Below are 24,121 nucleotides of genomic sequence, written 5' to 3'. Positions count from 1 at the left end.
GAAACCTGGTCTTGCAGAAAGCTATAAGGGAATGCGGCGTGGCAATGGCCGCGCCGGAAAGATCAGACGCCGAGCGACTTCAGCTTGCGATGCAGCGCCGAACGCTCCATGCCGACGAACTCGGCGGTGCGTGAGATATTGCCGCCGAAGCGGTTGATCTGGGCGATCAGGTAATCCTTCTCGAACATCTCGCGGGCTTCGCGCAACGGCAGCGTCATGATGTGATAGTCGTTCTTGGCCGAGACCTTGGGCAGCATGTCGCCGAGATCGGTCGGCAGCATGTCGGCGGTGATCGGCGCATCCGGCCCGTCGGTGCGGGCAAGGATCATCAGCCGCTCGATATTGTTGCGCAGCTGGCGGATATTACCAGGCCAGTCGTGCGCCTGCAGCACGGCCATGGCGTCGTCGCCGATGCGGCGTGGACGGATGCCGGCCTGCTCGGAAATCTGACGCATCAGCTGGTCGACGAGGAAGGGAATGTCCTCGCGTCGCTCGGCCAGCGCCGGCACCCGCACCGGCACGACGGCGAGGCGATGGTAGAGATCCTCGCGGAACCACCCTTCGGCGATACGGCTTTCGAGATTATAGGCTGTGGAGGAGATGATGCGGACATCGACCTTGACGCGCTTGGAGCCGCCGACGCGCTCGAACTGCTGATCCACAAGCACGCGCAGGATCTTGTTCTGCGTTTCGCGCGGCATCTCGCCGACTTCGTCGAGATAGAGGATGCCGCGATGGGCTTCCTCGAGCGCGCCGATCTTGCGCGCCTGGCCGGGCGTGCCCTCGGTGCCGAACAGCGCCACTTCCATGCGATCCGGCGTGATGTTGGCAGCGTTGATCGCCACGAAGGGACCGTTGGCGCGGGTCGACTTCTTGTGGATCATCCGCGCCACCAGCTCCTTGCCGGAGCCGGATGCGCCGAGGATCATGATGCGGCTGTTGGTCGGCGAGACCTTCTCGATGGTCTGGCGCAGCTGCGACACGGCGACCGAGGTGCCGATCAGCTCCAACGCGTCGCCGGTGCGGCGCTTCAGCTCGGAGACCTCGCGCTTCAGCTTGGAATTCTCAAGCGCCCGTTCGGCGATCAGGATCAGCCGGTCGGCCTTGAAAGGCTTTTCGATAAAATCGAAGGCGCCGCGCTTGATCGCCGAGACGGCGGTCTCGATGTTGCCATGGCCCGAGATCATCACCACCGGCAGATCCGGATGGCGGGTCTTGATCTCGTCGAGCAGCGACAGGCCATCGAGCTTGCTGCCCTGCATCCAGATATCGAGGAAGATCAGCCGCGGCACCCGGTCTGATATCGCCGCCAGCGCGCTGTCGCTGTCATGGGCCGTGCGCGTTTCGTGTCCCTCGTCGGAGAGAATGCCGGAAACGATCTCGCGAATATCGTGCTCGTCGTCGACGACGAGAATATCAGAGGCCATAAACGCTTTCCTTGTCATTGGCTGCGGGAGAGGCGGGCGTCGGATCCCGGCGTGGCAGATGCACGCGGATCATGGCCCCTCTTCCCCGGTCAAAATCGGCGGGCGCATCGTGCAGCTCGAGCTGCCCGCCATGTTCTTCGATGATCTTCTTGACGATGGCGAGGCCGAGGCCGGTGCCCTTCTCGCGCATCGTCATATAGGGTTCCAGAATGCTGTGTCGGTTCTCCACCGGCAGACCACGGCCATTGTCGATCACGTCGACGGTGAAGCGGTCGCGGCCGGCGTCGAAGGCGGCGCGCACCAGAATCTTGCGCTCGTCCCGTTCGTCGCTCGGCACGGCCTCGATCGCCTCAACGGCATTCTTGATCAGATTTCCGAAAGCCTGGCCGAGCATGCGGCTGTCGAACAGGCCTTCCAGCGGCTGGTCGCCGAAATCCTGCCCGAAGGTGACGTGATTGTTGCCCATCTCGCGCAGGAAGATCGCATCACGCAGGATATCGCGCAGGTCGCTCGGCTCCTTGGTCGGCTTCGGCATGCGGGCGAAGGCGGAGAATTCGTCGACCATGCGGCCGATATCGCCGACCTGGCGGATGATCGTATCCGTGCACTGATCGAAGACGGTTCGGTCGTCCGGGTCGATCTGCTTGCCGTAACGGCGCTGGATGCGCTCGGCGGACAGCTGGATCGGCGTCAGCGGGTTCTTGATCTCATGGGCGATGCGCCTTGCCACGTCGCCCCAGGCGGTCGAGCGCTGGGCGATGACGAGATCGGTGATGTCGTCGAGCGTGATCACATAGGATTCGCTCATATCGCGCACTTCCTCGCGGGTGACCTGCACGCTCAGTGTGCGCACCGTGCCGCCGCGCACGAGCGCGATCTGCTTGCGGAAATCGCCGCGATGACGCGACGCAGCCTCGCTCAGCACCTGATCGACCTCGGGCGCGATGTCGGCCAGCTGCTTGCCGAGCATCTCATCGGCCGACAGCGACATCAGCGTCTCGGCCGAACTGTTGACGATGGCGATACGGCGGTCGTGCTCGACGCCGATGACGGCGGCGGTCACACCCGACAGAACCGCCTCGATGAAGCGGCGGCGGTCGTCGACTTCGTCCTTGGCCTCGAGGATCTCGTCGCGCTGGGTGCGGATTTCCGAGATCATCTTGTTGAAGGTGCGCGACAGATTGGCGACGTCGCCATCGACGGCGTGCACCGGCACGACGATATCCATATTGCCCGATGCCACGCTGTCGGCCGCGGTGATCAAGAGCCGGATCGGCCGGACGATGCGGTCGGCAACCGCGATCGCCGTCCAGATCGCCGCGAGCAGCACGATCAGCGCGAAGCCGATATAGAGCACGGCGAAGGCGATCTGCAGCGAGAAGCGGTTGGCTTCCATCGACCGGTATTCGGTGGCGTTCTCCTCCATCATGCGCATGGCGCCCATGACCTTGGGATCGACGGCGCGCACCGTATAAAGGAAGGTGCCCTGGATGGCATCGAGCTTGATGATGGCGCCGACGAGGTTGGTAACACCAGGCGGAATCAGCGTCGGCTGGCCGGCAGCGGCCTTCTCCAGCGCGTCCTGCGGAATTGCCGGCAACGGCTTTTCGGTGGCGATGTCGGCCTGAACGATCACCGAGCCGTCGCGCTCGACGAGAAAGGAACCGAGCAGGCCGCGGCCCCTCGCCTGGCGGGTCATCAGGTCGGCAAAGCCCGTCCGGTCGAGGCTGTAGAGTGCACGGTTGCGCTCCAGGTCATTGGCCATGGAAACCGTCTGCCCCTGCAGGTAGCTGGCGTTTTCCATCATATAGGCCTGGCCGATATTGCGCGACGAACTGACGATCGACTGGGTGCGCAGGGCAAACCAGCGGTCGAGGCCGGCATTCAGCGTGATGCTGGCAAAGATGGCGACGAGAATCGCCGGCGTGATCGCGACGATCGAGAAGAGCACGACGATGCGGATATGCAGGCGTGCCGCCGCCCTGCCCCGGGTGCGCGCTTTGAGCAGCCTTGCCACCTCGCGGGCTATCAGCGCCAGCAGCGTCAGGACGAAGAAGGAGTTGACGATCACCGAGGTGATGACGACATGCGAACTCGGCGCGATCGGGGTGAGACCAAGCAGCACGAAAAGTGTGGCCGTGGCGCAGAGAAGCGCGCCGCCGGCAAGCACCAGGCCCGGCACGGCAAAAAGGGCACGGCGATCGGTCACCGTCGTCACCGCCTCGCCCGCCGCTGCCGGCGATACCCCATCCTGCGTCATTCGGCCTCTCTTCAGGCGGCACCCACCGCCCTCGCCAGCCGATCGAAACCAAAGAACGCCGGCTCAAGAAAGCCAGCGCTGCAACGACTCGATCGGGAGCGAAGTCCAAAACCCTTGCGTGACCTTTAAGCAACGCATTGTGGCGAAAATGCAACGCCCTCCTTCACATTGTCAAGCCACGCCAAGCTCTGGGACCGACACAATGGAGCGTTGCCCAGGCATATTGTCATTCCACTCGCCCTGCGGCGTCCGCGCACCGTCATCATCCAGCCACCCGCCGTCTTCGCGGAGCGCGACTTCGGCCAAGCGGTATTCGGCATGACCGACGAGGCTATGTGAAACGCCTTGGACCGAGGAAGTCTCACAGGCCTTTGCGAAGCTGCAGAAACCTTAGTCTGCAACTTCGCATCCGAGATGGTCGCTTTAACCGGGAGTTCTGCGACAGGCTATGAGGTGCTCACTCGGATATCTGGGACAATGTATCCCTTCTTGATTTCGCCAAAAACGAAATTGGTTTCCCATGAGCCGATTCCAGGCAATTCCGCCAGTTTTTCGCGGACGAACTCCTCATAGGTATCAAGTGATGCCGTAAAGACCTGGAGGAGATAATCCTGACGCCCCGACATGAGATAGCATGCCGTGATCTCGCTGGTTCGACCCACTCCTTCCTCGAATCTGGCCATCGAGTTCTTGCTCTGGGATGCAAGACGAACCGTTATGAAGGCGATGACCGGCATTCCAAGTGCGCGGTGGCTGATACGTGCGGTGTAGCCTTCGATCACGCCCGACTCTTCGAGTATGCGAACGCGCCGGTGGCACGGTGACGGCGAGAGATTGATCCTTTCACTCAGCTCCTGATTGGACAGGCGTCCATCCTTCTGCAATTCGCGGATAATCTTGAAATCAATCTGATCCATATCATTCAACCGTAGCAGAATCTTCCATCTTATCTGAGTATGCTGGGAGACTTTAGAAGCATCAAGCGTCGAATTGCGTGTACGGTCGGCGACATTGTCGGTTCGATCGGACAAGCCGGCACACGAACCTGCCTCAACCCGCAAAGGTCTGACGTTTATGAGCTTCGACTTTGACCGCATAATCTCCCGCCACGGCACCAACGCCCTATCGGCGGAAGGGTTTGAGAGCTATTTGTTCGGTGGCGGCGAGAATGCGGCGGTCGTCTCTGTCCCGAGGTCTGATCTCATCTCGATGTGGGTCGCGGATATGCAGTTTGCCGTGCCCCCGGCGGCCATCGATGCGATGACTGAGCGGCTGAAGCACCCGATCTTCGGCTACACCATGAATTTCGACGACGGGCTTTACGACGTCTTCGGGGACTGGTGTCTGAAAAGATACGACTGGCGGGTTGAGCGGGAGGAGATGCAAGTCTCCCTCGGCGTTATTCCGGCCCTGTTCAGCCTAGTCGACTACATATGTGCGCCGAACGAAGGGGTACTCACCCTCACGCCCGCCTATGGCTATTTCAAACACGCGGCGAACCAGCGTGGCAGGACATTGGTGACCTCGCCACTGCTCGAGGTTGATGGAAGCTACGCCATCGATTTTTGCGATTTCGAACAGAAGGCCAGTGACCCGGCCGTCAAGTTGTTCTTTCTGTGCCACCCACACAACCCGACGGGGCGCGTATGGACGGACGAAGAGCTGCGACGGCTCGGAGAGATCTGCATCGCCAACGGGGTCAAGATCGTTTCGGACGAGATTCACTGCGACCTGCTGCGCAAGGATCGCCGCCACACGCCCCTGACCAAGCTTTTTCCCGGCTGCAGGGACATCATCACCTGCATGGCTGTGAGCAAGACCTTCAATCTGGCGGGCATGATGATCGCGACGGTCGTCATCCCCGATGCCGATCTACGCGCCGTTTGGAGAAAACACCACTACCCATTCGTGAACCCGATCAGCCTGGCAGCTGCGATCGGCGTCTATCGCAACGGCGAGCCATGGCTGGAGGAGTTGCGCGATTATCTCGACGGCAATTTTGCGTTGGTTAGCGAGTTCCTACGGTGGCGCCTGCCGCAGGCCGACTTCCAAATTCCCGATGCGACCTATCTCGCCTGGGTCGATCTTTCCGCTTATCTGCCAGCCTCCCTCAATCTCACCAGGTTTTTCATCGAAACCGCCGGCGTCATTCTCGAAGGCGGAGAAATGTTCGTCGAAAATGGCAGACAGCGAATACGCCTCAACCTTGCCAGTCCCCGTTCGCAGGTTCTGCGTGGCTTGGAAAGAATATGCGATGCTATCTCGTCCCTCCGCTCGCCTGCGGCGTCGGACAGGTTGACGATTTTGACCACGCAAAACTCCTGATGTTGGCGGCATGCAGCCGGGCGGCGGCTCGCAAGATGGTCGGTGCGACCTGGACGATGTGCAGCCCGCAGTTCTCCGCGAAGGAAAGCGCCCTCCGCTAGAGCATGCCGCGCTCGTAATCGCGCATCGTTTAGCACCTTCGTCAACAGCCTCCGCCCGGGGTTCTCCTCAGACAGTCGTGGCGACCGATCCAAGGCTCGGTCGCCGACCAGAATGCTAGAATTCCTCCCAGCTTTCGGTGCCCTTCAAAGCAGCGTTGCCGTTGAACGCCTGCGCCACCTTGGCTGCCATACGGTGAGCCGGGGACGCGACAGGTCGGGACTGCCGGGTAGCGGCGGTCGGCGCAACGCGCCGATCCGTGGCTCCTGTTCCGATGTCGGATTTAGTGCCGATGTTGAACTGCTCCAGAAGTTGGAACAGTTGGTCCGCTTCCCGCGCCAGGCTGTTTGCAGCGGCCGTCGTTTCCTCAACCATCGCGGTGTTTTGCTGCGTTCCCTGGTCCACGGTGTTGACGGCTATGTTTATTTCCTTGAGGCCGATCGCCTGTTCCTTGGCCGCCTCGACGATCGCGTTGACATTGCCATCCACCTGCACGACCTGGGTGACGATTTCCTTCAGCGCCCTACCGGTATCGCCAACCAATGCGACCCCGTTCTTCACGTGCCCATTCGATGCGTTGATCAGTTCTTTGATCTCTTTCGCAGCCTTTGCCGAACGCTGGGCCAGTTCCCGGACCTCCTGGGCGACAACGGCAAAACCCTTGCCCGCATCGCCAGCGCGGGCGGCTTCGACGCCGGCGTTCAGAGCGAGGAGGTTGGTCTGGAAGGCAATTTCGTCGATGACACCGATAATGTTGCCGATTTCGCCTGCCGACTTCTCGATTTTGCCCATGGCGTCGACGGCCTGCCCGACGATGTCACCGGACTGCTCGGCATTCTCCTTGGTCTTGCGCACAAGCCGGCCTGCTTCCTGAGCGCGATGGCTGGAGTCGCTGACCGTCGTGGTTATTTCCTCAAGAGCGGCTGCCGTCTCCTCGACGGAGGCTGCCTGCTGCTCGGTCCGCTTCGAAAGATCATTGGAAGCCGACTGGATCTGCTGAGACGCAGCCGCGATGGCGCTGGCGTTCTGCGAGATCGTCTTCAGCGTGCCGCGAAGTTTCGAGGATGTTTCGTTGAAGTCCGACCGGAGTTTCTCAAGCGTTGGCAGGAACGGCGTGGCGATCGTCTGGGTCAGGTCGCCTGTCGACAGCGCTTGGAGGGCGCCTGCGAGCCGGTCGACGTTGTTCACGCGTGCGGTGACGTCGGTGGCAAACTTGACCACTTTGAACACTTTGCCGTTCACGTCGATGATCGGGTTATAAGAGGCTTGGATGTAGACCTTCTTTCCGCCTTTGCCGACCCGCATGAACTCATCCGAAACAAGCTCTCCGTTTGCCAGCTTGGCCCAGAACTGGCGATAGTCTTCGCTGTTGGTGAAGCTCGGCTCGCAGAACATGGAGTGGTGCTTGCCCTGTATCTCGGACAGTTGGTAACCGAGTGTCTGGAGGAAATTTTCGTTGGCTGTGAGAACATCGCCCTTCAGGGTGAATTCGATAACCGCCTGGGCTCGGGAAATCGCTGCGAGTTTGCAGCCATTTTCGACGGCCTGCGCCTCGAGTTCGCGGCGCTTTCTGGCATTGTCGCGGAAGGTCACGACGGTCGCAGCCATGGCGCCGATTTCGTCGCGGCGGCCGTCTCCATAAATCGTGACGTCCAGCTTGCCATCTGCAAGCGCCCTCATCGCACCGTTGATCGCGTTCAATGGGCGGATTACCCCGCGGATGACCATCCAGATCGAGAATATGGCTGTTGCAGCGCCGATAACGGTAAGCGCCGTCATGACAATCGCCAACTCGGTTTGCAGCATCTTGCCCTTCTCAAGGCTGTGTTGCGCAAGATCTATATGCAGGTCAATCAACTTCGAAACTTCTGCGCCAAGCGGGTCAATCGTCGGATAAAGTTTCGTGTTTGCAAAGGCAGCGAGGCCTTGCATGTCGTTGCTTGCGAGCAAATTGCGCATTTCGATGACGTGCTTGGCGGCAGCTTCCCGAAGGCTCTGGAATTTGCCCGCAACCGCCTTTGCCTCCGCGGTGAGCGTCCCGGAGGTGTAGTGGTTCCACCTGATGTCGATTGTCGACAGAGCCCGATCAACGCTCTTTGCGCCATCGGCGGCAGTCATCGCTCCTGAGCGCACCTTGTGCACGGTATCTACAATATCGACGGCGTAGCTGTCGGCTATGATCTTCAGTTCCTCCATCGGAAGAACATCTTGAGAAACAATGGACTCTGCGATCTCCTTTTCCTTTTCCGACACATAGACCGAAAATATCGAAGTGACGGCCATGACAAGAATGAGAGCCGATATAGATGCCAAAATTTTTGTTTTGATTGCCATAAAACCTCCAGCTTCGACGATAAGTCTCGTTGAGAAAATGAGATGAACTACTGCGTTGTCACGAACTTGATCGCAGGAACCCGTCGTCACGTTATTAAGAAAAACAGCTCTCGAGCGACGATTATCTAAATAATGCGCCAGCTGGATACTCGACTGCGGATATCGGATTAACGGGATTCGATCGGGCAAGGAGCTTGGCGAGTTATGATGTTGCGCAGGCTGTCGCAATCGAGCTTCTTCAGGCCGGTGGCAACGAGCCTAACCTTGGCCACCTCAGCGTGGCTAAGGACGCGGAATACGGACAATACCTTGGAGACTTGGCGGATTAGGTTCTTGCCTGTCGCCGTTTCGTATCCGACGGCCTTTCCCCATAGGCGTCGCGATAGGCGGCGGAGAAGCGCCCCAGGTGAAAGAAGCCCCATTTCAGGCATATGTCTTTCACCGATTCCGGATTTGAAGCGTCGAGAAGATCTTCGCGCGCCGCGCGAAGGCGGATCTTGCGCAGAAAAGCAGAAGGTGTTGTTTCCCTGAAGGAGCGGAAGCCGGTTTCGAGTGAGCGAGTGGAAATACCGACGGCTTCCGCCACCATCGATATGGTGATGGGACGGGCCATGTTGACATGCATGAAGTTGATGGCGTCACGAACATGCCAAGGCGCGATAAAGAAAGTTTTCCTGCCAATGAGGTGTGACAACCGATGGGGAACCGACTGCACGACCAGATCGGCCAGTGCATGGCTCAAATTCGACATGGCGATGGGCGAGCGAAGCAATGGCCCATTGTGTCGCATGCCGGTCACGATTGTTTGCGCCAGACTGCCAATAAGCCGTCCGTCGGTATTTGAAAGGTCAATTATGGATGATAGTCCGAGGCTACCGGGCGGGGAAATGTCGACGTGTCCAGCCACCGCTTGTGCAATGATTGCCCAATCCAAACGCAATATATCCGAGTCATGCGGGGCTCCCCGCACCTGACAGCGCTCGACCTCATGATTGTTGACCAGGACCAATTTACCGGGCGTTCCTTCGATTGTATCCCGGCCTAGCGATATATCCAGGGCGCCCTCGCGGGGCAGAAGGATGGATAGCCATTCAGCTGTTTCCGGCTCCGCGCGCACCTGCCAGCTGCCATGGTATTGCCCGCTGATCAAGCTCATTGGGCCTCTGCTCCAATAATCGGCTTTCCAATTGAAGGGTTCTGCAGAGCCGCTGGGAGATGCATCGAACGGGCCGAAATGTCGTTTAAAGGTATCGACCATTTCATCGAAATCCGAACCTTGAAAGCGCGGACAAAACTCGGAGGCATCGTTTTGTGACATTCGGATGACTTCGCTAAAAATTAGGCCGGGCCAGAATAAAACTGCCGCCTCGTTCACTCTCATCATGACGAGCCGATTTCACTGCGCTCAGTTGAACACGACCGCGCTGATGAAGCGCGGCCTCGTAAAGGTCCGCTGGACGAAGGTCACCTGTCCGAAGCCGAGGATATTGGATAGCATCGTGTAGGTCGCGGCGCCTTCCACATAAATGATCGAGTCGCCATCGGTGATCTGTGGCAGCGTCGAGCTGTCGAGAACCTGCGCTTTCAGAAGACTGGTGGCGCCACTCTCCTTCTCCCAATCGAGCTTGTAGATCCCGCCGGTATTCCTGATGCTCGAAATTCGAAGCGCGCTCGGTACGGTGCTGTGCTGCTGCAGATGCAGGAATACCCCATAGATATTGGTGACGAACGTCGCGTCGATAGACGTTTGTCGCGAGATAACGTCGCCCACAACGCCATTCGCGCCGACGATGTTCTGATAGGTACGGAACATATCAAAGATCGCGACGCTGCCGATGAAGAAGAAGATCATCAGGGGCGCGACGAAGCAAAACTCAATGGCCGAAGCTCCAGAGCGGTTTTTCAGGAGTTTTTTCAGAATGCGGATCATCAGCCTGGCTCATTTACGAAGGCAAAGCGTGAGGTTAGGCGCACGCCGCCTGTATTGTCCTTAGGAAGCGCCAGCCCATAGCCAAGTCCCGGAAACACCGGATCGACAACATAGCAGGCACGCACAAAGACGATTTGAGAGCGCTGGCCGCCCCTGTAGGTGGTGACCGGATCGATATTGAGGCTGCGGTCGACACACGAGGTATCCGATTCTGGAAAATCACTCGGCTTGCTGATCGGCGTGAATTCCAAACGGATCAGCTTGACGCAATTGGTGAGGATGATTGCCTCGTCGCAGACTTTCTTCTTCAAATCCTCATAGGTGAAATTCGAACTGGCAACCTGCAGCGCGCGCGAGCCGCGGCTGACGGCGCGGTCGAGCATGATTGACTGGGTCATGATCCAGCCGGCCTCAAGGATGGAGAACACCAGCACGAGGACGATCGGCGCGAGGATGGCGAACTCGATGGCTGCCACCCCGGAACGTTCACGCCGGAAGCGCTTCAGAATGCCGGTCATTGCGTCAGCCTAAGCTTCTTGATCGAGGTCGAGATTGACTTGAAAGCCTCACCCAAACCCGATCCCGAGGCAGGATAATAGTGGCCCGGGCTGGTGGCGCAGTTGGTCATCTGTGTCGTCGCGTTGCCGCTCACCTCGAAGCCAATGGTGAACACCGTGATGCCGCTCGCCTTGGCTGCAGTACAGACGGAGGAAAGCATCTTGGCCGTATCCGTCGCGTTTATGATCTGCTTGTTGTCGGGCGCCTGCGTCACCGGCCGGCTGTAGTCCTTCGGCCGGTATTGCTCGGTGATCGCACCGTCGGTCATTAGCACGATCACCTTCATCGTATCCGGGTCTTTGAAGGATGCCGGACGGTTGGCGAATTTTGCGTCCATCAGCTTGGCATCGATCGCCGCGTTGACGATTGCCTTTGCCCCCGGATTGAGCAGCATGTAGCCCCATTGCATGGCGTTTTGCGTGCCGGTGCCATCGTGAAGCTCAAGCTGGTTGATGCGGCTCTTCAGATAGGTTGCATCATTGGAGAAATAGGTGATCGCCGTCGATTCCACCGGGCACCACCAGGGCTTCAGATCGGTACGCCCATAGTTCCATTGCGTGAACTGCGGAACCTGGGCGGCGTCCTTGAGGCTCGGCACGCTGCCGCCGCCAAAGCTTCCGGTGCTGAGTTCGACACAGGAAGAGTTCGAGTGGTCGCGCTTGGCGCCGAGCTTGTCGAATATCGCCGCGCCGATATTCACGTGACCGGCATAGGGCACGATCGTGATGGTCGTGTCGGCCTTGTTCTCGTCGGTCAGCACTTGGTCGATGAACTGCTGGGCTGCCTTCTTAAGATTCTTGATGCGATTGCCGCTCATCGAACCGGACATATCGAGCATCAGCGACATCTCGATGTTCTGCTTCGCTTCCTCCGCTGTCGAGACTACCGAAACAGTCAATTGGCGCACACCGACGAGGTGAATGAACGCGGTGTTCATCACATAGGCGGCGCTGGCCTCTATCTTCCGCGAATTCGGCCCTTTCGTTGCGGTGAGGTTGACGGTGATGTCCTGCGCATAATCGAGGTTCTTCATGAAGCCGCGCAGCGTGTCCTCGGGGTGCTCCTTCTGAGAGAGCGAGGCAGCCGCCAGCACACCGCGATCGAGCCCATCCTGCATTTCGACGCGGATCATCTCGTAGCGAGCAAGATCGATACCGCCGCCGCCCAGCGCAATCAGCGGAACGAGCAGCAGCGCAAAAACCATCGCGACGTTGCCCTTGGTTTCACTGGCAAGCCCGCGCGCTATAGAAAGGAGACTTCCCATCGGTACGTCCTGAATTCGTTTAAGATTTTACACTCGTCCAAGCCAGGCCAGGGGTGAGCAAAACAGGCGCTGGGGCCGGATGATGCCTTTCAGCAATAGCACGAACAATTTCGCATGAACTCGATTTGCGAAGCATTGTGGCGCAATATGTGCGTCACATTGCGCCATGGTAGAGAGTGCCTTGAACCATGGGCATCGTTCAGTCGCTGCTTAAGGTCTGTGACGCGAGATAACCTCAAACCTCATCTGATTCGCCCCCATATGGGGGGGCGCAGATCGCGGACGCCTCGGTTGACGCAAAGGTCCTGAGCAAGGTTGCCGCGGACACAAAACCTCTCCCTGCTCCGATCAGCGGCGGACCCGAACATCCATTTCGTCGGTCACCTGAATGGCCGGGAGGCGACTGAATGGCGTCATATCGGACGCTGCTCAATCATGCCCTTGGAGCCAAGTCTGAGGCGTAAGCATGGCAATCAGCCCATGCGCTCCGACGCGTAGGAGCCGGGTGACGCCGGGAAGACGACGGTCTTGTTGCCGTTGATGAACACCCGGCCATGGATGTGGGCGTGGATGGCTCGGGCGAGCACCTGGCTTTCGACGTCGCGGCCGAGGCTCACATAGTCCTCGCCGCTCTGCGCATGGGTGACGCGGACGATGTCCTGCTCGATGATCGGGCCTTCGTCGAGGTCTGCGGTGACGTAGTGCGAGGTCGCGCCGATGAGCTTCACGCCCCGTTCGAATGCCTGCTTATAGGGATTGGCGCCCTTGAAGCTCGGCAGGAACGAATGGTGGATGTTGATGATCCTGCCGGACATCCTGCGGCACATGTCGTCGGACAGGACCTGCATGTAGCGGGCCAGCACGATGAGTTCGGCGCCTGACTCCTCGACGATCTGCATCTGCTTCGCCTCGGCCTCCGGCTTGTTTTCCCTAGTCACCTTGATGCAGTGGAACGGGATGTCGTGGTTCACGACGACCCGCTGGTAATCCGTATGGTTGGAGATCACGCCGACGATGTCGATCGGCAGCGCCCCGATGCGCCAGCGATAGAGGAGATCGTTGAGGCAGTGTCCGAAGCGGCTCACCATCAGGATCACCTTCTTCTTTTCGGTCTCATCGAAAAATTCGGCCTTCGCCTCGAACTTGTCGGCGATCGGCTCGAAGCCTTGACGAAGCTGGTCAAGCGTATGGCCGTCGTACGGCTGGAAACTGATCCGCATGAAATAGCGTCCGGTGTCAGCGTCGTCGAATTGCGCGCTGTCGGAGATGTTGCAGCCGTTCTGGGAGAGATAGCCGGCGATGGCGGCCGTCACGCCGCGGATCGACGGGCATGCGACACGCAGAGCGTAGCGAGGGGCCGTGATGGTCATGTCTATCTCCTTGTTCGTCGTCTCAGGCCGCGGCGATCATCGCGTGGTGGCGGCGGAATGCGGTGAGCGTGTTGGACAGCAGGCATGCGATCGTCATCGGGCCGACGCCGCCCGGCACCGGCGTGATGGCGCGCGCGTGGCCGGCTTCGCCATATGCCACGTCGCCGACGATCCGCGATTTTTCGCCGTCCTGTATCCGGTTGATGCCGACGTCGATCACGACGGCGCCGGGCTTGATCCAGTCACCCCGAACCAGGCCCGCCCGACCGGCTGCAACGACAAGAATGTCGGCCGCCCGACAGAGCTCCGCGGCGTTCCTTGTCTGCGAGTGAACGACCGTGACGGTGCAATGAGCGTTCATCAGCATCTGCGCCATCGGTTTTCCAACGATGTTGGACTTGCCGACGATGACGGCATGAAGGCCGGAGAGGTTCTCGCCGAGCGTATCCTTGATGAGCATCATGCAGCCGAGAGGGGTGCAGGGAACCAAAGCCGGGTTGCCCGTTGCAAGGCGGCCCGCATTTGACACATGGAAGCCGTCGACATCCTTGTCGGGATTGATGGCCTGGATCACGGCGTTCGGATCCAAATGCGCCGGCAGCGGCAACTGAACAAGAATTCCATGCACTTCTGCATCATTGTTAAGGTGATGCACGAGGTCTAGAAGTTCGCCCTGCGTGGTTTCCTGAGCAAGCCGGTATTCGAAGGACTTCATTCCGGCGGCAACCGTCTGACGGTGCTTTGAAGCCACATAAATTGCGCTTGCCGGGTCGTGCCCCACCAGAACGACGGCCAGACCGGGAACGGCTCCAGTCGTTGCCTCCAGCGTTTCGACATCGGCCTTGATGCGCTGCAGGAGCCCTGCTGCGTAATCTTTGCCATCGATGTTTGCGGCGCGTGTGAATCTGTCCATTCCCATGGGGTGCTCCATTACATCCAAGCTCGAACCAGCAAGATGCCGCGCCCGGAGATGTGGGCGGGGCATTTCCGCATCCTGGGTACGTTGCCTTAGTGGCCGTAGACCGGGAACTTCTCGGTCAGTTCCGCGATCTTCGCCCTGGCAGTTCCGACGATCTCGTCGGTCCTGCCCTCTGTCTCGGCGTCGATGAGATCCGCGATGACATGGCCGAGAACCCGGAATTCCTCCTCCTTCAAGCCACGTGTCGTCGCAGCGGAGGAGCCAAGGCGCATGCCGACCCACTCCGGAGGACGAGGGCTGTCGCCGGGGATCGGGTTCTTGTTGGATGTGATGTTCGCCTTGGCGAGCAGCGTCTCGGCCTGCTTTCCAAGCAGTCCCTTGCTCGACAGATCGAGCAGGATGATGTGGGTATCGGTGCCGCCGGAAACGATGCGAACGCCACGATCCGCCAGCGTTTCGGCGAGAACCTTCGCGTTGGCAACGACCTGGCGGGCATAGAGCTTGAAATCGTCGCGGAGGGCTTCACCCAGGCAGATCGCCTTGGCGGCCAGGACGTTGCTGTGCAGCGATCCCTGGACGCCGGGAAACACTGCCGCTTGCAGCTTCTTGTACCATTCCTCGTTGTTCGTGAGGATCAGGCCGCCACGCGGACCGCGCAGGGTCTTGGTCGTGGTGCAGGTCACGATGTCGGCATGCGGGAATGGCGAAGGATGGACACCACCGGCAACGAGGCCGGCGATGTGGGCCATATCCACCAGGAAGTGGGCGCCGACCTTCTTTGCGATCTTCGACATGCGCTCGAAGTCGAGTTCGCGCGGATATGCCGAACCACCTGTTATCAGCAGCTTCGGGCGGATTTCTTCGGCGATGCGTTCCATCTCATCAAGGTCGATGACCTCGTTCTGCGGGTTGACGCTGTAATTGTTGGCGTCGAACCAGCGGCCCGACAGGTTCGCCTTCATGCCGTGCGACAGGTGGCCGCCGGCCGCAAGGTCGAGCGAAAGCACCTTTTCGCCTGGCTTCAGGAGCAGGAAGAAGACGGCCAGGTTGGCCTGCGTCCCCGAGTGCGGCTGGACGTTGGCGTAGCCGCAATTGAACAACTGCTTGGCGCGGTCGATCGCGGCCTGCTCGGCAATGTCGACGAACTGCCCGCCACCGTGAAAACGATTGCCCGGATAGCCTTCGAGTGTCTTATTGGTGATCTCGTGCCCCAAGGCGTCGAGAACCGCACGGCTGACGATATTCTCCGAAGCGATGAGCTCAATCTGGTTCTGCTGTCGGGCCCGCTCGGACGCGAGGGCATCGGCGACGAGTGGATCAGCCTCCTGGACGGTGGTGTTGAAATGCACCCTTGCAGCGTTGGTCATCTGAGTTCTCCAATTCCTCGAATTCGTGAGGCGGACCCTAGATCGATCGAAACACCAGAAAAAGTTAATAATATTTGCTTATACGTTCAGTCATGCTAATGATTTAGGGACTGCAAGGAGGTCGTTATGGATGTCGGACGTCTGCGGGCACTGCGTGAACTGTCGATCCGCAAGACCATGGCGGCGGTGGCAGAAGCCTTACACGTCTCGCCGTCGGCCGTGTCGCAGCAAATTGCGCTTCTTGAAGAAGAGGTGGGCATACGGCTCGTCGAGCGACGCGGGCGGGGCGTTGTCATGACGCCCGCCGGCCAGCAGCTGGTGCTGCGGGCAGAGAAGATCCTGATCGAAATCGAATCGGCGAAAGCCGACATTGCCGAATTGAAAAGCGTCGTTTCCGGCGAACTTCGAGTGGCGGCGTTTCCTTCCGTGGCGGCCGCCGTCATTCCGAAGGTCGTCTACGACCTTGCCGAACGGCACCCTCACCTCACCGTCCAGTTCGAAGAAATGGAGCCGGGCGAAAGCGTTGCCGCGCTGCGAAGCTGGCAGACGGATGTCGCGATTATCGATGACTTGAATATATCGACCGGCGCGCTCGATCCCAATATCGAGACGATCTTCCTGATGGAGGACGTGTTCAACGTCATGGTCTCCAAAGATCACAGGCTGTCGGAGCGGCCAACCGTCGGCCTGCATGAGCTTCGGGAGGACCGGTGGGCGATCGACACCGCGTCCGACACTTATACGAGGATGCTGGTGGAAGCCTGTCAGGAAGAGGGCTTCAAGCCCAACATCGTGGCGAGGTGCAAAGGATTCGAAGTGACCATCGCACTGATCCGGCAGAATTACGGCATCTCGATCCTGCCTGGCCTGCGCGCCAGCTACGATCTCGAAGACGTCTGGGTCTGCAGGCTCGTTCCGGAAATCCGCCGGAGAATATTTATCGCCTTCCGCAAAGAGGAAAAGCGCAGTCCGGCCCTTCAGGTGTTCCTTGACCGAATGGCCGAGAAGCCGCCGCTGTCTTGACGCCGGGTGCTGGCGCAACAAGCCCCATGCCGACCAACTCAACGCGGCGTCGAGGCCACAAAACAACAGATTTCCTAATGTATCACCTCAGGAGAATTAAGTAGATTTGAAGAGACCCCACTCCTACTCTCCATCTGCCAATTGATGGGACTGGGAGCGAGGATCGCACGCAGACCTTGGCCAATAGTGGGAACGACGCAGTCAGAAAGGCGATAACGCCTCCAGCGTCTTACCGGACTTTCGATCGAGCCATCGCTCATTGATTTGGCGTCACCGTCACTATGCGATCCGAAAGGGGAACCTCGATGAAACTACTCAAAATCCTGACTGCCGGCGTTTTCGCAGGCGTTGCGTTCACGGCGGCCAATGCTTCCGCCTCCGTTCTCGACACGGTCAAGCAACGCGGTGTGCTCAACTGCGGCACCGACAACACCGCTCCCGGCTTCGGCTATCTCAACACCACGACCGGACAGATGGAAGGGCTCGACGTCGACTTCTGCAAAGCGGTTGCCGCCGGCGTTCTCGGCGACGCCTCCAAGGTCAAGTTCATCACCGTGACCGACAAGAGCCGCTTTGACGCAGTCCTTACCGGCCAGGTCGATGTCGTCTTCGCCCACACCACGATCAAACCGGCGCGCGAATCGTCGATCGCGATCGATTTCCTGCCGATCAACTTCTACGACGGTACCGGCCTCATGGTGAAAACCGATGCCGGGATCAAGGAATTCGCCGACCTCGATGGCGCAACGATCTGCACCACCCAGGGATCGGCTACCGAGACCGTTCTGGCTGCTGCCTTCAAGGCGCGTGGCTGGAAGGACTCCAAGGTCCTGACCTATGAAAACCTCGAGAAGCTTTTCTCCGCTCTCAACTCGGGTCGTTGCAATGCGATGAGCACCGACAAATCAGCCCTTGCCGCCTGGGCGGGGAATGCACCGAAGCCAGCCGACTATCTGATCCTCCCGGATACGCTGGACAAGTCCCCGTTCGGCGGCTTCGTGGCTGCCAACGACTCCAAGTGGCGCAACGCGCTGCGCTGGATCGAATACGGCCTCTTCCAGGCCGAGGAGTCCGAGATCACCCAAGCCAATCTGGCTGAAAAGCTGAAGAGCGAAGATCCCTTCATTCAGAAGTTCCTCGGCGTCGGCGGCGGCTACGGCAAGGACTTCGGCCTCTCCGACGATTTCATTGCTCAGGCGATCAAGGCCGTCGGCAACTACGGCGAGGCCTACGATCGTAACCTCGGTCCGAAGACCAAGATGTATCTCGACCGCAAGGGCACGCCGAACGCCTTGTGGACGCAGGGTGGCGCAATCTACTCGCCGCTCTGGAACTGATGCCTTCCGGGGGTCGGAACCACAACGTTTCGCCCCCCAAGCTCTTGGAGCCTGAACATGACAATCCACGAAACGAGTGCGATCCGCGGCATGGCAGAGAGTGATAGACTGAGGTCGCGGCGCCTGCGCAATCGCATCCGGCACGAAGCGATCCAGCTCGGAATCGTCGCTCTGGTCGTCGTGCTGCTCGGCATGCTGGCATATGCGGTCAAGGCGGGCCTTGCCGAGAAAGGCATACGGTTCAGCTTCTCGTTTCTTGCCAACACCGCCGGCTTCGATATCAGCGAAGGATGGACGCTGACATCTGGTGAAGGCTTCGTCCCCAACCTCACCCAGTTCTCTTCGGAGATGTCGATCGCGTCGGCTTTCGTCACAGGCATCTTCAACACCGCCAAGATCGCACTGCTGGCAATCATCCTCAGCACGATCCTCGGAACGATGCTCGGCGTCGGCCGTCTCTCCACGAACTGGCTGGTGAGAAACCTCTGTTTCTGGATCGTCGAGTTCGTCCGCAACACGCCGCTGCTCATACAGCTTGTCTTCTGGTATTTCGCGGTCGTCCTGCACTTTCCGCCAATGGCGTCTGCAGCAAAGCTCTACGGCGGCCTTATCGTCAGCCAGCAAGGCATATACGTCCCCACGCTGTCCTGGACCGGCGACGCATCCACCCTTTCGCTGATCCTGGTCACCGCCACAGGAGTGTCGGCGCTCGGCGCAATATTCGACCCCATCCGTGGAGCGCGGCGGATATGCGTCGGCGCGGCGGTCGTCTGCCTCGGGCTGCTGGTCGCGACCGGCGGGATGACCGTGAATTTCCCCGTCGCCAACAAGTTCAAGGCCAGCGGGGGAACCAGCATCAGCCCGGAGATGGCAGCCCTTTTGCTTGCCATCGTCGTGAGCAGCGCTTCCTTCATCGCTGAAACCGTCCGCGGCGCGATCGACGCTCTTCCGAAGGCCCAATGGGAGGCCGCGGGATCGCTGGGGCTCAGCCGGCGCGACACCGTCAACGACATCATCCTTCCGCAAGTGTTCCGCGTCGTTCTCCCCTCCTTCGGCAATCAGTATATCAGCCTGACCAAGAACACCGCGCTCGGGATCGCGGTCGGATATCCGGATCTCTTCAACATTTACGGGACGATCGCCAATCAGACCGGCCACAGCCTTGAAGGCATCATCATCGTCATGGCGTCCTACCTGATCCTCAGCTGGATCATCAGTTCGTCCGTGTACTGGGCGAACCGCCGTCTTAACCCTATGGGAGTGTCGCAATGATCGCCACCTCAATAAAGTGGACCCGCCACAACCTGTTCGGAAAGCCTTTCGACGTCGCCCTGTCGCTGCTGGTCATTCCTGGCGCGCTCTGGCTCGCCTATTCGATCCTTGACTGGGCGCTCACCACGGCAAGGTGGGATATCATCGTGCAGAGCCTGCGGGTGTTGATGATCGGCGTTTTTCCAGCCGATCAGGCGTGGCGCGCATGGACGGCGTCAGCGATCATCGCAGCGATCCTCGGCGCCGGTCTCGGCTGCGTGTTTTCGTTCAAGCCTCACCATGGGCTGGTTCTCGTCCTCGTCCCCTTGTTGATTTTGATCGCCGATCATGGCGATCCGCAGAACGCCCTGTCTGCGGCAGGCGTCGTGGCCGCAACCGCGCTGGGATGGGCGCTGACGTCGTATGTGCCATTGTCCAGGAAGGCGATGCCGGCTGCGGCGTTTACGGGCTTCATCGTCGTCGTGGCGGTCATGGCCCCTCCGGGCGTGGGGCTCTGGGGCGGACTTCTTCTCAGCGTCCTGCTGACGCTGGTGACGTCGGTCCTGTCTCTGCCGATCGGCATCCTGCTCGCCTTCGGACGGCAGAGCCGGCTCTCAAGTCTCAGGATCATCTGCACCTGGTACATCGAGGTCATGCGCTCGGTGCCGCTCATCCTCGTCGTCTACTGGATCTGGATCCTCATGCCGGTCCTTGCGCCGCAGTGGGGACTGGCCGACGTCGCGCGCGGCATGATCGGCTTCACGATCTTCTACTCCGCCTATGTCGCCGAATATGTCCGAAGCGGGCTTCAGGCAGTTCCGCGCGCCCAGACCGAGGCGGCAAGGTCTCTCGGCATCAGCGAATTCGACATCAACCGCTCGATCGTTCTGCCACAAGCGCTCCGGGTCGTGGTGGCGCCGCTGGTCGGCAACGTGCTCGACATCTTCAACTCCGCGCCGCTCGTCTTCATCATCGGACTGACGGATTTTCTCCGCGCGGGGCAGATGATCCTGGCGAACCCACAATATGGCGACCGGACTTTCGAAGTCCTCTCGTTCCTGCTCGTCACCTATTTTCTGGTCGGCTCGATGATCACCTATGCCGCCAGAAAGCTCGAAGACCATATGGCAACGAGTGCCCGCTGAGCTGTTCCAACACGGAGACATCACGATGAACGCCATCGTCGAAATGAAAAGCATGAACAAGTTCTACGGCGCCCACCATGTGCTCAAGGACATCGATCTCGCCGTCACACGCGGCGAAGTCATGGTCATTCTCGGGGCCAGCGGCTCAGGAAAGTCGACCCTCATCCGCTGCGTCAACGGCCTCGAAATGTACCAGAACGGCAGCCTCGTCGTGGACGGCTATGAAATGCCCGTCGAGGCCGACCGGAAGCTTGGCGGCGAACGCGAACTCGCGGCGATCCGCAAGGGCGTCGGCATGGTCTTCCAGCAATTCGGCCTGTTCCCGCACAAAACAGTGCTGGACAATATCACCATCGCGCCGATGCGGGTCCGCAAAAAGTCGCGGGAAGAGGCCGAAGCCACCGCCATGAAGCTCCTCGACCGCGTCGGCCTCAAGGCGCATGCGCACAAATATCCGGGCCAGCTGTCCGGCGGCCAGCAGCAGCGCGTGGCCATCGCCCGCTCGCTCGCCATGGAACCGCATCTGATGCTGTTCGACGAGCCCACGAGCGCGCTTGACCCCGAAATGGTTGGTGAAGTCCTCGACGTCATGCGGGAACTGGCCGCCGAAGGCATGACGATGATGGTCGTGACGCATGAAATGGGGTTCGCAAGAGAGGTCGCCGACCGCGTCGTCTACATCGACCAGGGCTCAATCATCGAGATCGGGAAGCCGGACGAGTTCTTCGACAATCCGAAAAACGACCGGGCTCGCTCTTTCCTCGCCCGCGTCCTAAGACACTGACCAGCCCGGCTCACGAATGGAAATGTCCATGAACACGATACTGCCCAGTGATCCCGCTCGCGATGATGTTCTCGCGGGCCGACCGACCCTCTGGCTCAATCCGTCCTACCGGAAACAGGCGATCGATGCCTCGGACCTGCCGGTTTCACCGGCCGATGTGCAGAGCGCGCGCCAGAACTGGCAGCGCTTGGCGCCGCTTCTTGCCGAATGCTTTCCGGAACTGAAGGATACGGGCGGCGAGATCCGCTCCGAACTGGTGGAACTCAAGGAACTCCGCGAGGCGCTCGGCTATCGAACGCGAGAGTTCGGCAACGTCTTCATCAAGGCCGACAGCCACCTGCCGGTTGCCGGCTCCATCAAGGCGCGCGGCGGCGTCTACGAGGTTTTCCTCTTTGCCGAAAGTCTCGCCCGTCAGAACGGACTGCTCGCTGACGGCGAGGATATCCGGAAGCTGGCAACCGAAGAGGCCCGCTCCTTATTCTCCGGCTATACCGTGGCGGTGGGCAGCACCGGAAATCTCGGCTTGAGCGTCGGCATCGCCGCGCGCGCGCTCGGCTTCAAGGCCACGGTTCACATGTCGTCCGACGCCAAGGCGTGGAAGGTCGAGCGCCTGCGGAAGCTCGGCGTCGATGTCATCCAGCACGAGGCGGACTACACAACCGCCGTCGAAAACGCCCGCGACATCGCCGACGCCGATCCGACGATCTATTTCGTCGACGACGAACAATCGCGGCACCTGTTCCTCGGGTACAGCGCAGCGGCGTCGGAGCTGGCAACGCAGCTCGACGAGCGGGGGATCACGATCGATGAGGAAAATCCGCTGTTTCTCTACCTGCCCTGCGGCATCGGCGGCGCACCGGGCGGCGTCGCCTTCGGCGCCAAGGCGATCTTCGGCGACAATGTGCACGCCTTCTTCGTCGAGCCGGTTCAGTCGCCCTGCGCCCTCGTCCACATGATGTCGGGTTCGCAGGAGCTGGTATCGGTCTACGACGTCGGCCTGACCAACAAGACCGAAGCCGACGGCATGGCCGTCGCCCGCATGTCGGCCTTCGTGGCCAAGGTGATGCGCGAGATGCTCGCCGGCGTCTACACGGCCGCCGACAACGATCTGTTCAAGCTGCTTCGCATGGCGTGGATTACCCAAAGGCAGAAGCTGGAGCCTTCGGCCGCCGCCGCCTTGCTCGGGCCCGACTTCCTCTTGCGCCACAGCGAAGGCCGGCGTTTCCAGGCCGAACAGGGCATCGAGGAAAAGAAGATGTCGCGGGCGACGCACATCCTCTGGACGACAGGCGGCTCGTTCGTCCCGGAGGAGCAGTTCCAGAACTTCCTCCATCAGGCGGAAGCCCTCGCTTAGTCCCGCCTGCCCCAATGGTGCCACAGGCGCGGGTCGGGAACGATCCGCGCCTGTCGACCTGATGCCGCAGCCTTCAGGTTTCTGTTTTCATGCAGGTCGTCAGCGCGAAGTCGCGCGCGACGGCTTCAGAATCGGCGCGGGCCTTCCGGTTTGTTTCCGACGATCCCGTCGATCCGGTCCAGCACCTCAGGCGTCATCTTCTGTCTGTGTGAAAGGGCCGCGAGATTGTCCTGCAGCTGGCTGGCGCGCGAGGCGCCGAGAATGACTGTGGAGACGTTGCGATTGGCGAGGCACCATAACAAGGCGAGATGGGTGATCGACAGGCCAATCTCGTCCGCGAGTTTCGCAAGTTCGCCAACCTGTTTGAGCTGGGCGCGGCCGGCGTCGCTCGACCACTTCTCTTTCAGCCATTCATAGCCGGGCAAGTTCATGCGGCTGTCGGCCGGCACGCCGTTATTGTATTTGCCGGTCAGGACGCCCGAGGCGAGCGGCGACCAGATCGTGGTGCCGAGGCCGATGAGGTCGTAGAGCGGCAGATAGTCGGATTCGACCTTCTGGCGTTCGAAGATATTGTACTGCGGCTGCTCCATGGTCGGCGGCGTGATGCGCAGATCGCGGGCCACGGCATAGGCTTCCGTCAGTTGCTGCGCCGACCATTCCGACGTGCCCCAATAGAGCACCTTGCCCTGGGCGACGAGATCGTGCATCGCCCGGACCGTTTCCTCGATCGGCGTGTCGACATCCGGGCGATGGCAGAAGTAGAGGTCGAGATAGTCGACCTGAAGCCGCTTCAACGCAGCATGGCAGGCGTCGGTCACATGCTTGCGCGACAGGCCGCGCTGCGTCGGCTTCTGGCCTCCCCAGAAAACCTTGCTCGAGACGACGAAGCTGTCGCGGCTCCAACCAAGCGATTTCAGCGCCTCCCCCATGACGATCTCGGACTTGCCGCTTTCATAGCCTTCGGCATTGTCGAAGAAATTCACCCCGTTATCGTAGGCAAGTCTCATGAGGTCGACGGCGTCGCCGCCGTTCACCTGCTTGCCGAAAGTGACCCATGAGCCGAAGGAGAACTCGCTCACCTGCAGGCCCGACTTTCCCAAACGACGATATTCCATCATGCAGCTCCCGCAAATTATGAACATGTGCCGGCCGGTAACCGGCCTCGACATCACACGATCGATCAACGACCGATCGGCTTAATCTATGGCATGAACGACGATATGCGAGCCTCGGCGCAACAAGCTGCTTAAACCAGCCCAGAGAAAGACAGCCGAGCTCGTTCTGGAACTGGGGCTCCCGTCGTTCTCGCAAAACAATGATGGCGATGTGACATTCGAGCGAATGTCGCGGGAAGGACCGTAAAGGTATCGCCCT

19 protein-coding genes are annotated in these 24,121 nt (G+C 60.0%); 7 read left to right on the top strand and 12 right to left on the bottom strand.

The window, feature by feature from the left end; translation table 11 throughout:
- Positions 1-62: 62 nt before the first annotated feature.
- The 3 genes from ntrX to BBJ66_RS09610 form a co-directional block, all read right to left on the bottom strand.
- On the bottom strand, positions 63-1,427 hold the full coding sequence (ntrX, locus tag BBJ66_RS09620) for a nitrogen assimilation response regulator NtrX (RefSeq protein WP_049735592.1): 1,365 nt from the start codon (positions 1,425-1,427) through the stop codon (positions 63-65).
- Complete coding sequence (locus tag BBJ66_RS09615; protein WP_049735593.1) at positions 1,417-3,687, bottom strand: sensor histidine kinase NtrY-like; 2,271 nt, start codon at positions 3,685-3,687, stop codon at positions 1,417-1,419. The genes ntrX and BBJ66_RS09615 overlap by 11 nt, the downstream gene beginning before the upstream one ends.
- A gap of 446 nt (positions 3,688-4,133) precedes the next feature.
- Positions 4,134-4,604 (bottom strand): Lrp/AsnC family transcriptional regulator, encoded by a 471-nt coding sequence (locus BBJ66_RS09610; RefSeq protein WP_049735595.1) that lies wholly within the window; start codon positions 4,602-4,604, stop codon positions 4,134-4,136.
- Between the two features lie 157 nt (positions 4,605-4,761).
- On the opposite strand from BBJ66_RS09610, the gene BBJ66_RS09605 reads away from it, so the two are divergent.
- Entirely contained in the window at positions 4,762-6,012 is a 1,251-nt protein-coding gene (locus BBJ66_RS09605) for a MalY/PatB family protein (protein WP_071086622.1), read from the top strand.
- 216 nt (positions 6,013-6,228) lie between these two features.
- Here BBJ66_RS09605 and BBJ66_RS09600 read toward each other — a convergent pair whose 3' ends face one another.
- The 8 genes from BBJ66_RS09600 to glyA all read right to left on the bottom strand — a co-directional run bounded on the left by BBJ66_RS09600 (position 6,229) and on the right by glyA (position 15,853).
- A complete protein-coding gene (locus BBJ66_RS09600; protein ID WP_083335544.1) occupies positions 6,229-8,445 on the bottom strand; it encodes a methyl-accepting chemotaxis protein in 2,217 nt (738 codons plus the stop codon).
- Between the two features lie 325 nt (positions 8,446-8,770).
- Positions 8,771-9,763: an AraC family transcriptional regulator gene (locus BBJ66_RS09595; protein WP_071086821.1), complete on the bottom strand. Its 993-nt coding sequence runs from the start codon at positions 9,761-9,763 to the stop codon at positions 8,771-8,773.
- A gap of 87 nt (positions 9,764-9,850) precedes the next feature.
- Complete coding sequence (locus tag BBJ66_RS09590) at positions 9,851-10,375, bottom strand: TadE/TadG family type IV pilus assembly protein (protein WP_071086620.1); 525 nt, start codon at positions 10,373-10,375, stop codon at positions 9,851-9,853.
- Positions 10,375-10,893, bottom strand: coding sequence for a TadE/TadG family type IV pilus assembly protein (locus tag BBJ66_RS09585; protein WP_071086618.1), 519 nt, complete (start codon positions 10,891-10,893; stop codon positions 10,375-10,377). Before BBJ66_RS09585 ends, BBJ66_RS09590 begins: the two co-directional genes overlap by 1 nt.
- A complete protein-coding gene (locus BBJ66_RS09580; protein ID WP_083335543.1) occupies positions 10,890-12,197 on the bottom strand; it encodes a TadE/TadG family type IV pilus assembly protein in 1,308 nt (435 codons plus the stop codon). Before BBJ66_RS09580 ends, BBJ66_RS09585 begins: the two co-directional genes overlap by 4 nt.
- A 473-nt stretch (positions 12,198-12,670) precedes the next feature.
- Positions 12,671-13,567 carry a formyltetrahydrofolate deformylase gene (gene purU, locus BBJ66_RS09575; protein WP_071086614.1) on the bottom strand — a complete coding sequence of 299 codons (897 nt, stop codon included), beginning with the start codon at positions 13,565-13,567 and terminating at the stop codon, positions 12,671-12,673.
- 22 nt (positions 13,568-13,589) lie between these two features.
- Positions 13,590-14,486: a bifunctional methylenetetrahydrofolate dehydrogenase/methenyltetrahydrofolate cyclohydrolase FolD gene (folD, locus tag BBJ66_RS09570; RefSeq protein WP_071086612.1), complete on the bottom strand. Its 897-nt coding sequence runs from the start codon at positions 14,484-14,486 to the stop codon at positions 13,590-13,592.
- A gap of 89 nt (positions 14,487-14,575) precedes the next feature.
- Positions 14,576-15,853 (bottom strand): serine hydroxymethyltransferase, encoded by a 1,278-nt coding sequence (gene glyA / locus BBJ66_RS09565; protein ID WP_071086610.1) that lies wholly within the window; start codon positions 15,851-15,853, stop codon positions 14,576-14,578.
- Between the two features lie 126 nt (positions 15,854-15,979).
- Here glyA and BBJ66_RS09560 point away from each other — a divergent pair, with 126 nt between their 5' ends.
- The 6 genes from BBJ66_RS09560 (at position 15,980) to BBJ66_RS09535 (ending at position 22,747) form a co-directional block, all read left to right on the top strand.
- Positions 15,980-16,876: a LysR family transcriptional regulator gene (locus BBJ66_RS09560; RefSeq protein ID WP_071086608.1), complete on the top strand. Its 897-nt coding sequence runs from the start codon at positions 15,980-15,982 to the stop codon at positions 16,874-16,876.
- A gap of 305 nt (positions 16,877-17,181) precedes the next feature.
- On the top strand, positions 17,182-18,213 hold the full coding sequence (locus tag BBJ66_RS09555) for a transporter substrate-binding domain-containing protein (protein WP_071086606.1): 1,032 nt from the start codon (positions 17,182-17,184) through the stop codon (positions 18,211-18,213).
- Positions 18,214-18,270: 57 nt separating this feature from the next.
- The gene (locus BBJ66_RS09550; protein ID WP_071086604.1) at positions 18,271-19,485 is read left to right on the top strand and encodes an ABC transporter permease subunit; all 1,215 of its coding nucleotides are present in this window, start codon (positions 18,271-18,273) and stop codon (positions 19,483-19,485) included.
- A complete protein-coding gene (locus BBJ66_RS09545; protein WP_071086602.1) occupies positions 19,482-20,609 on the top strand; it encodes an amino acid ABC transporter permease in 1,128 nt (375 codons plus the stop codon). Before BBJ66_RS09550 ends, BBJ66_RS09545 begins: the two co-directional genes overlap by 4 nt.
- 25 nt (positions 20,610-20,634) lie before the next feature.
- The gene (locus BBJ66_RS09540) at positions 20,635-21,393 is read left to right on the top strand and encodes an amino acid ABC transporter ATP-binding protein (protein ID WP_071086600.1); all 759 of its coding nucleotides are present in this window, start codon (positions 20,635-20,637) and stop codon (positions 21,391-21,393) included.
- Between the two features lie 28 nt (positions 21,394-21,421).
- Complete coding sequence (locus tag BBJ66_RS09535) at positions 21,422-22,747, top strand: D-serine ammonia-lyase (protein ID WP_071086598.1); 1,326 nt, start codon at positions 21,422-21,424, stop codon at positions 22,745-22,747.
- A gap of 125 nt (positions 22,748-22,872) precedes the next feature.
- On the opposite strand, the gene BBJ66_RS09530 is transcribed toward BBJ66_RS09535, so the two are convergent.
- The gene (locus BBJ66_RS09530) at positions 22,873-23,862 is read right to left on the bottom strand and encodes a potassium channel beta subunit family protein (protein ID WP_071086596.1); all 990 of its coding nucleotides are present in this window, start codon (positions 23,860-23,862) and stop codon (positions 22,873-22,875) included.
- Between the last annotated feature and the right edge of the window lie 259 nt (positions 23,863-24,121).

It is taken from the genome of Rhizobium sp. RSm-3 (genome assembly GCF_001854685.1).
Lineage (GTDB): Bacteria > Pseudomonadota > Alphaproteobacteria > Rhizobiales > Rhizobiaceae > Rhizobium > Rhizobium ecuadorense.
Note: the sequence above shows the minus strand (reverse complement) of the source record. Positions and strands in the feature narration are given on the sequence as shown.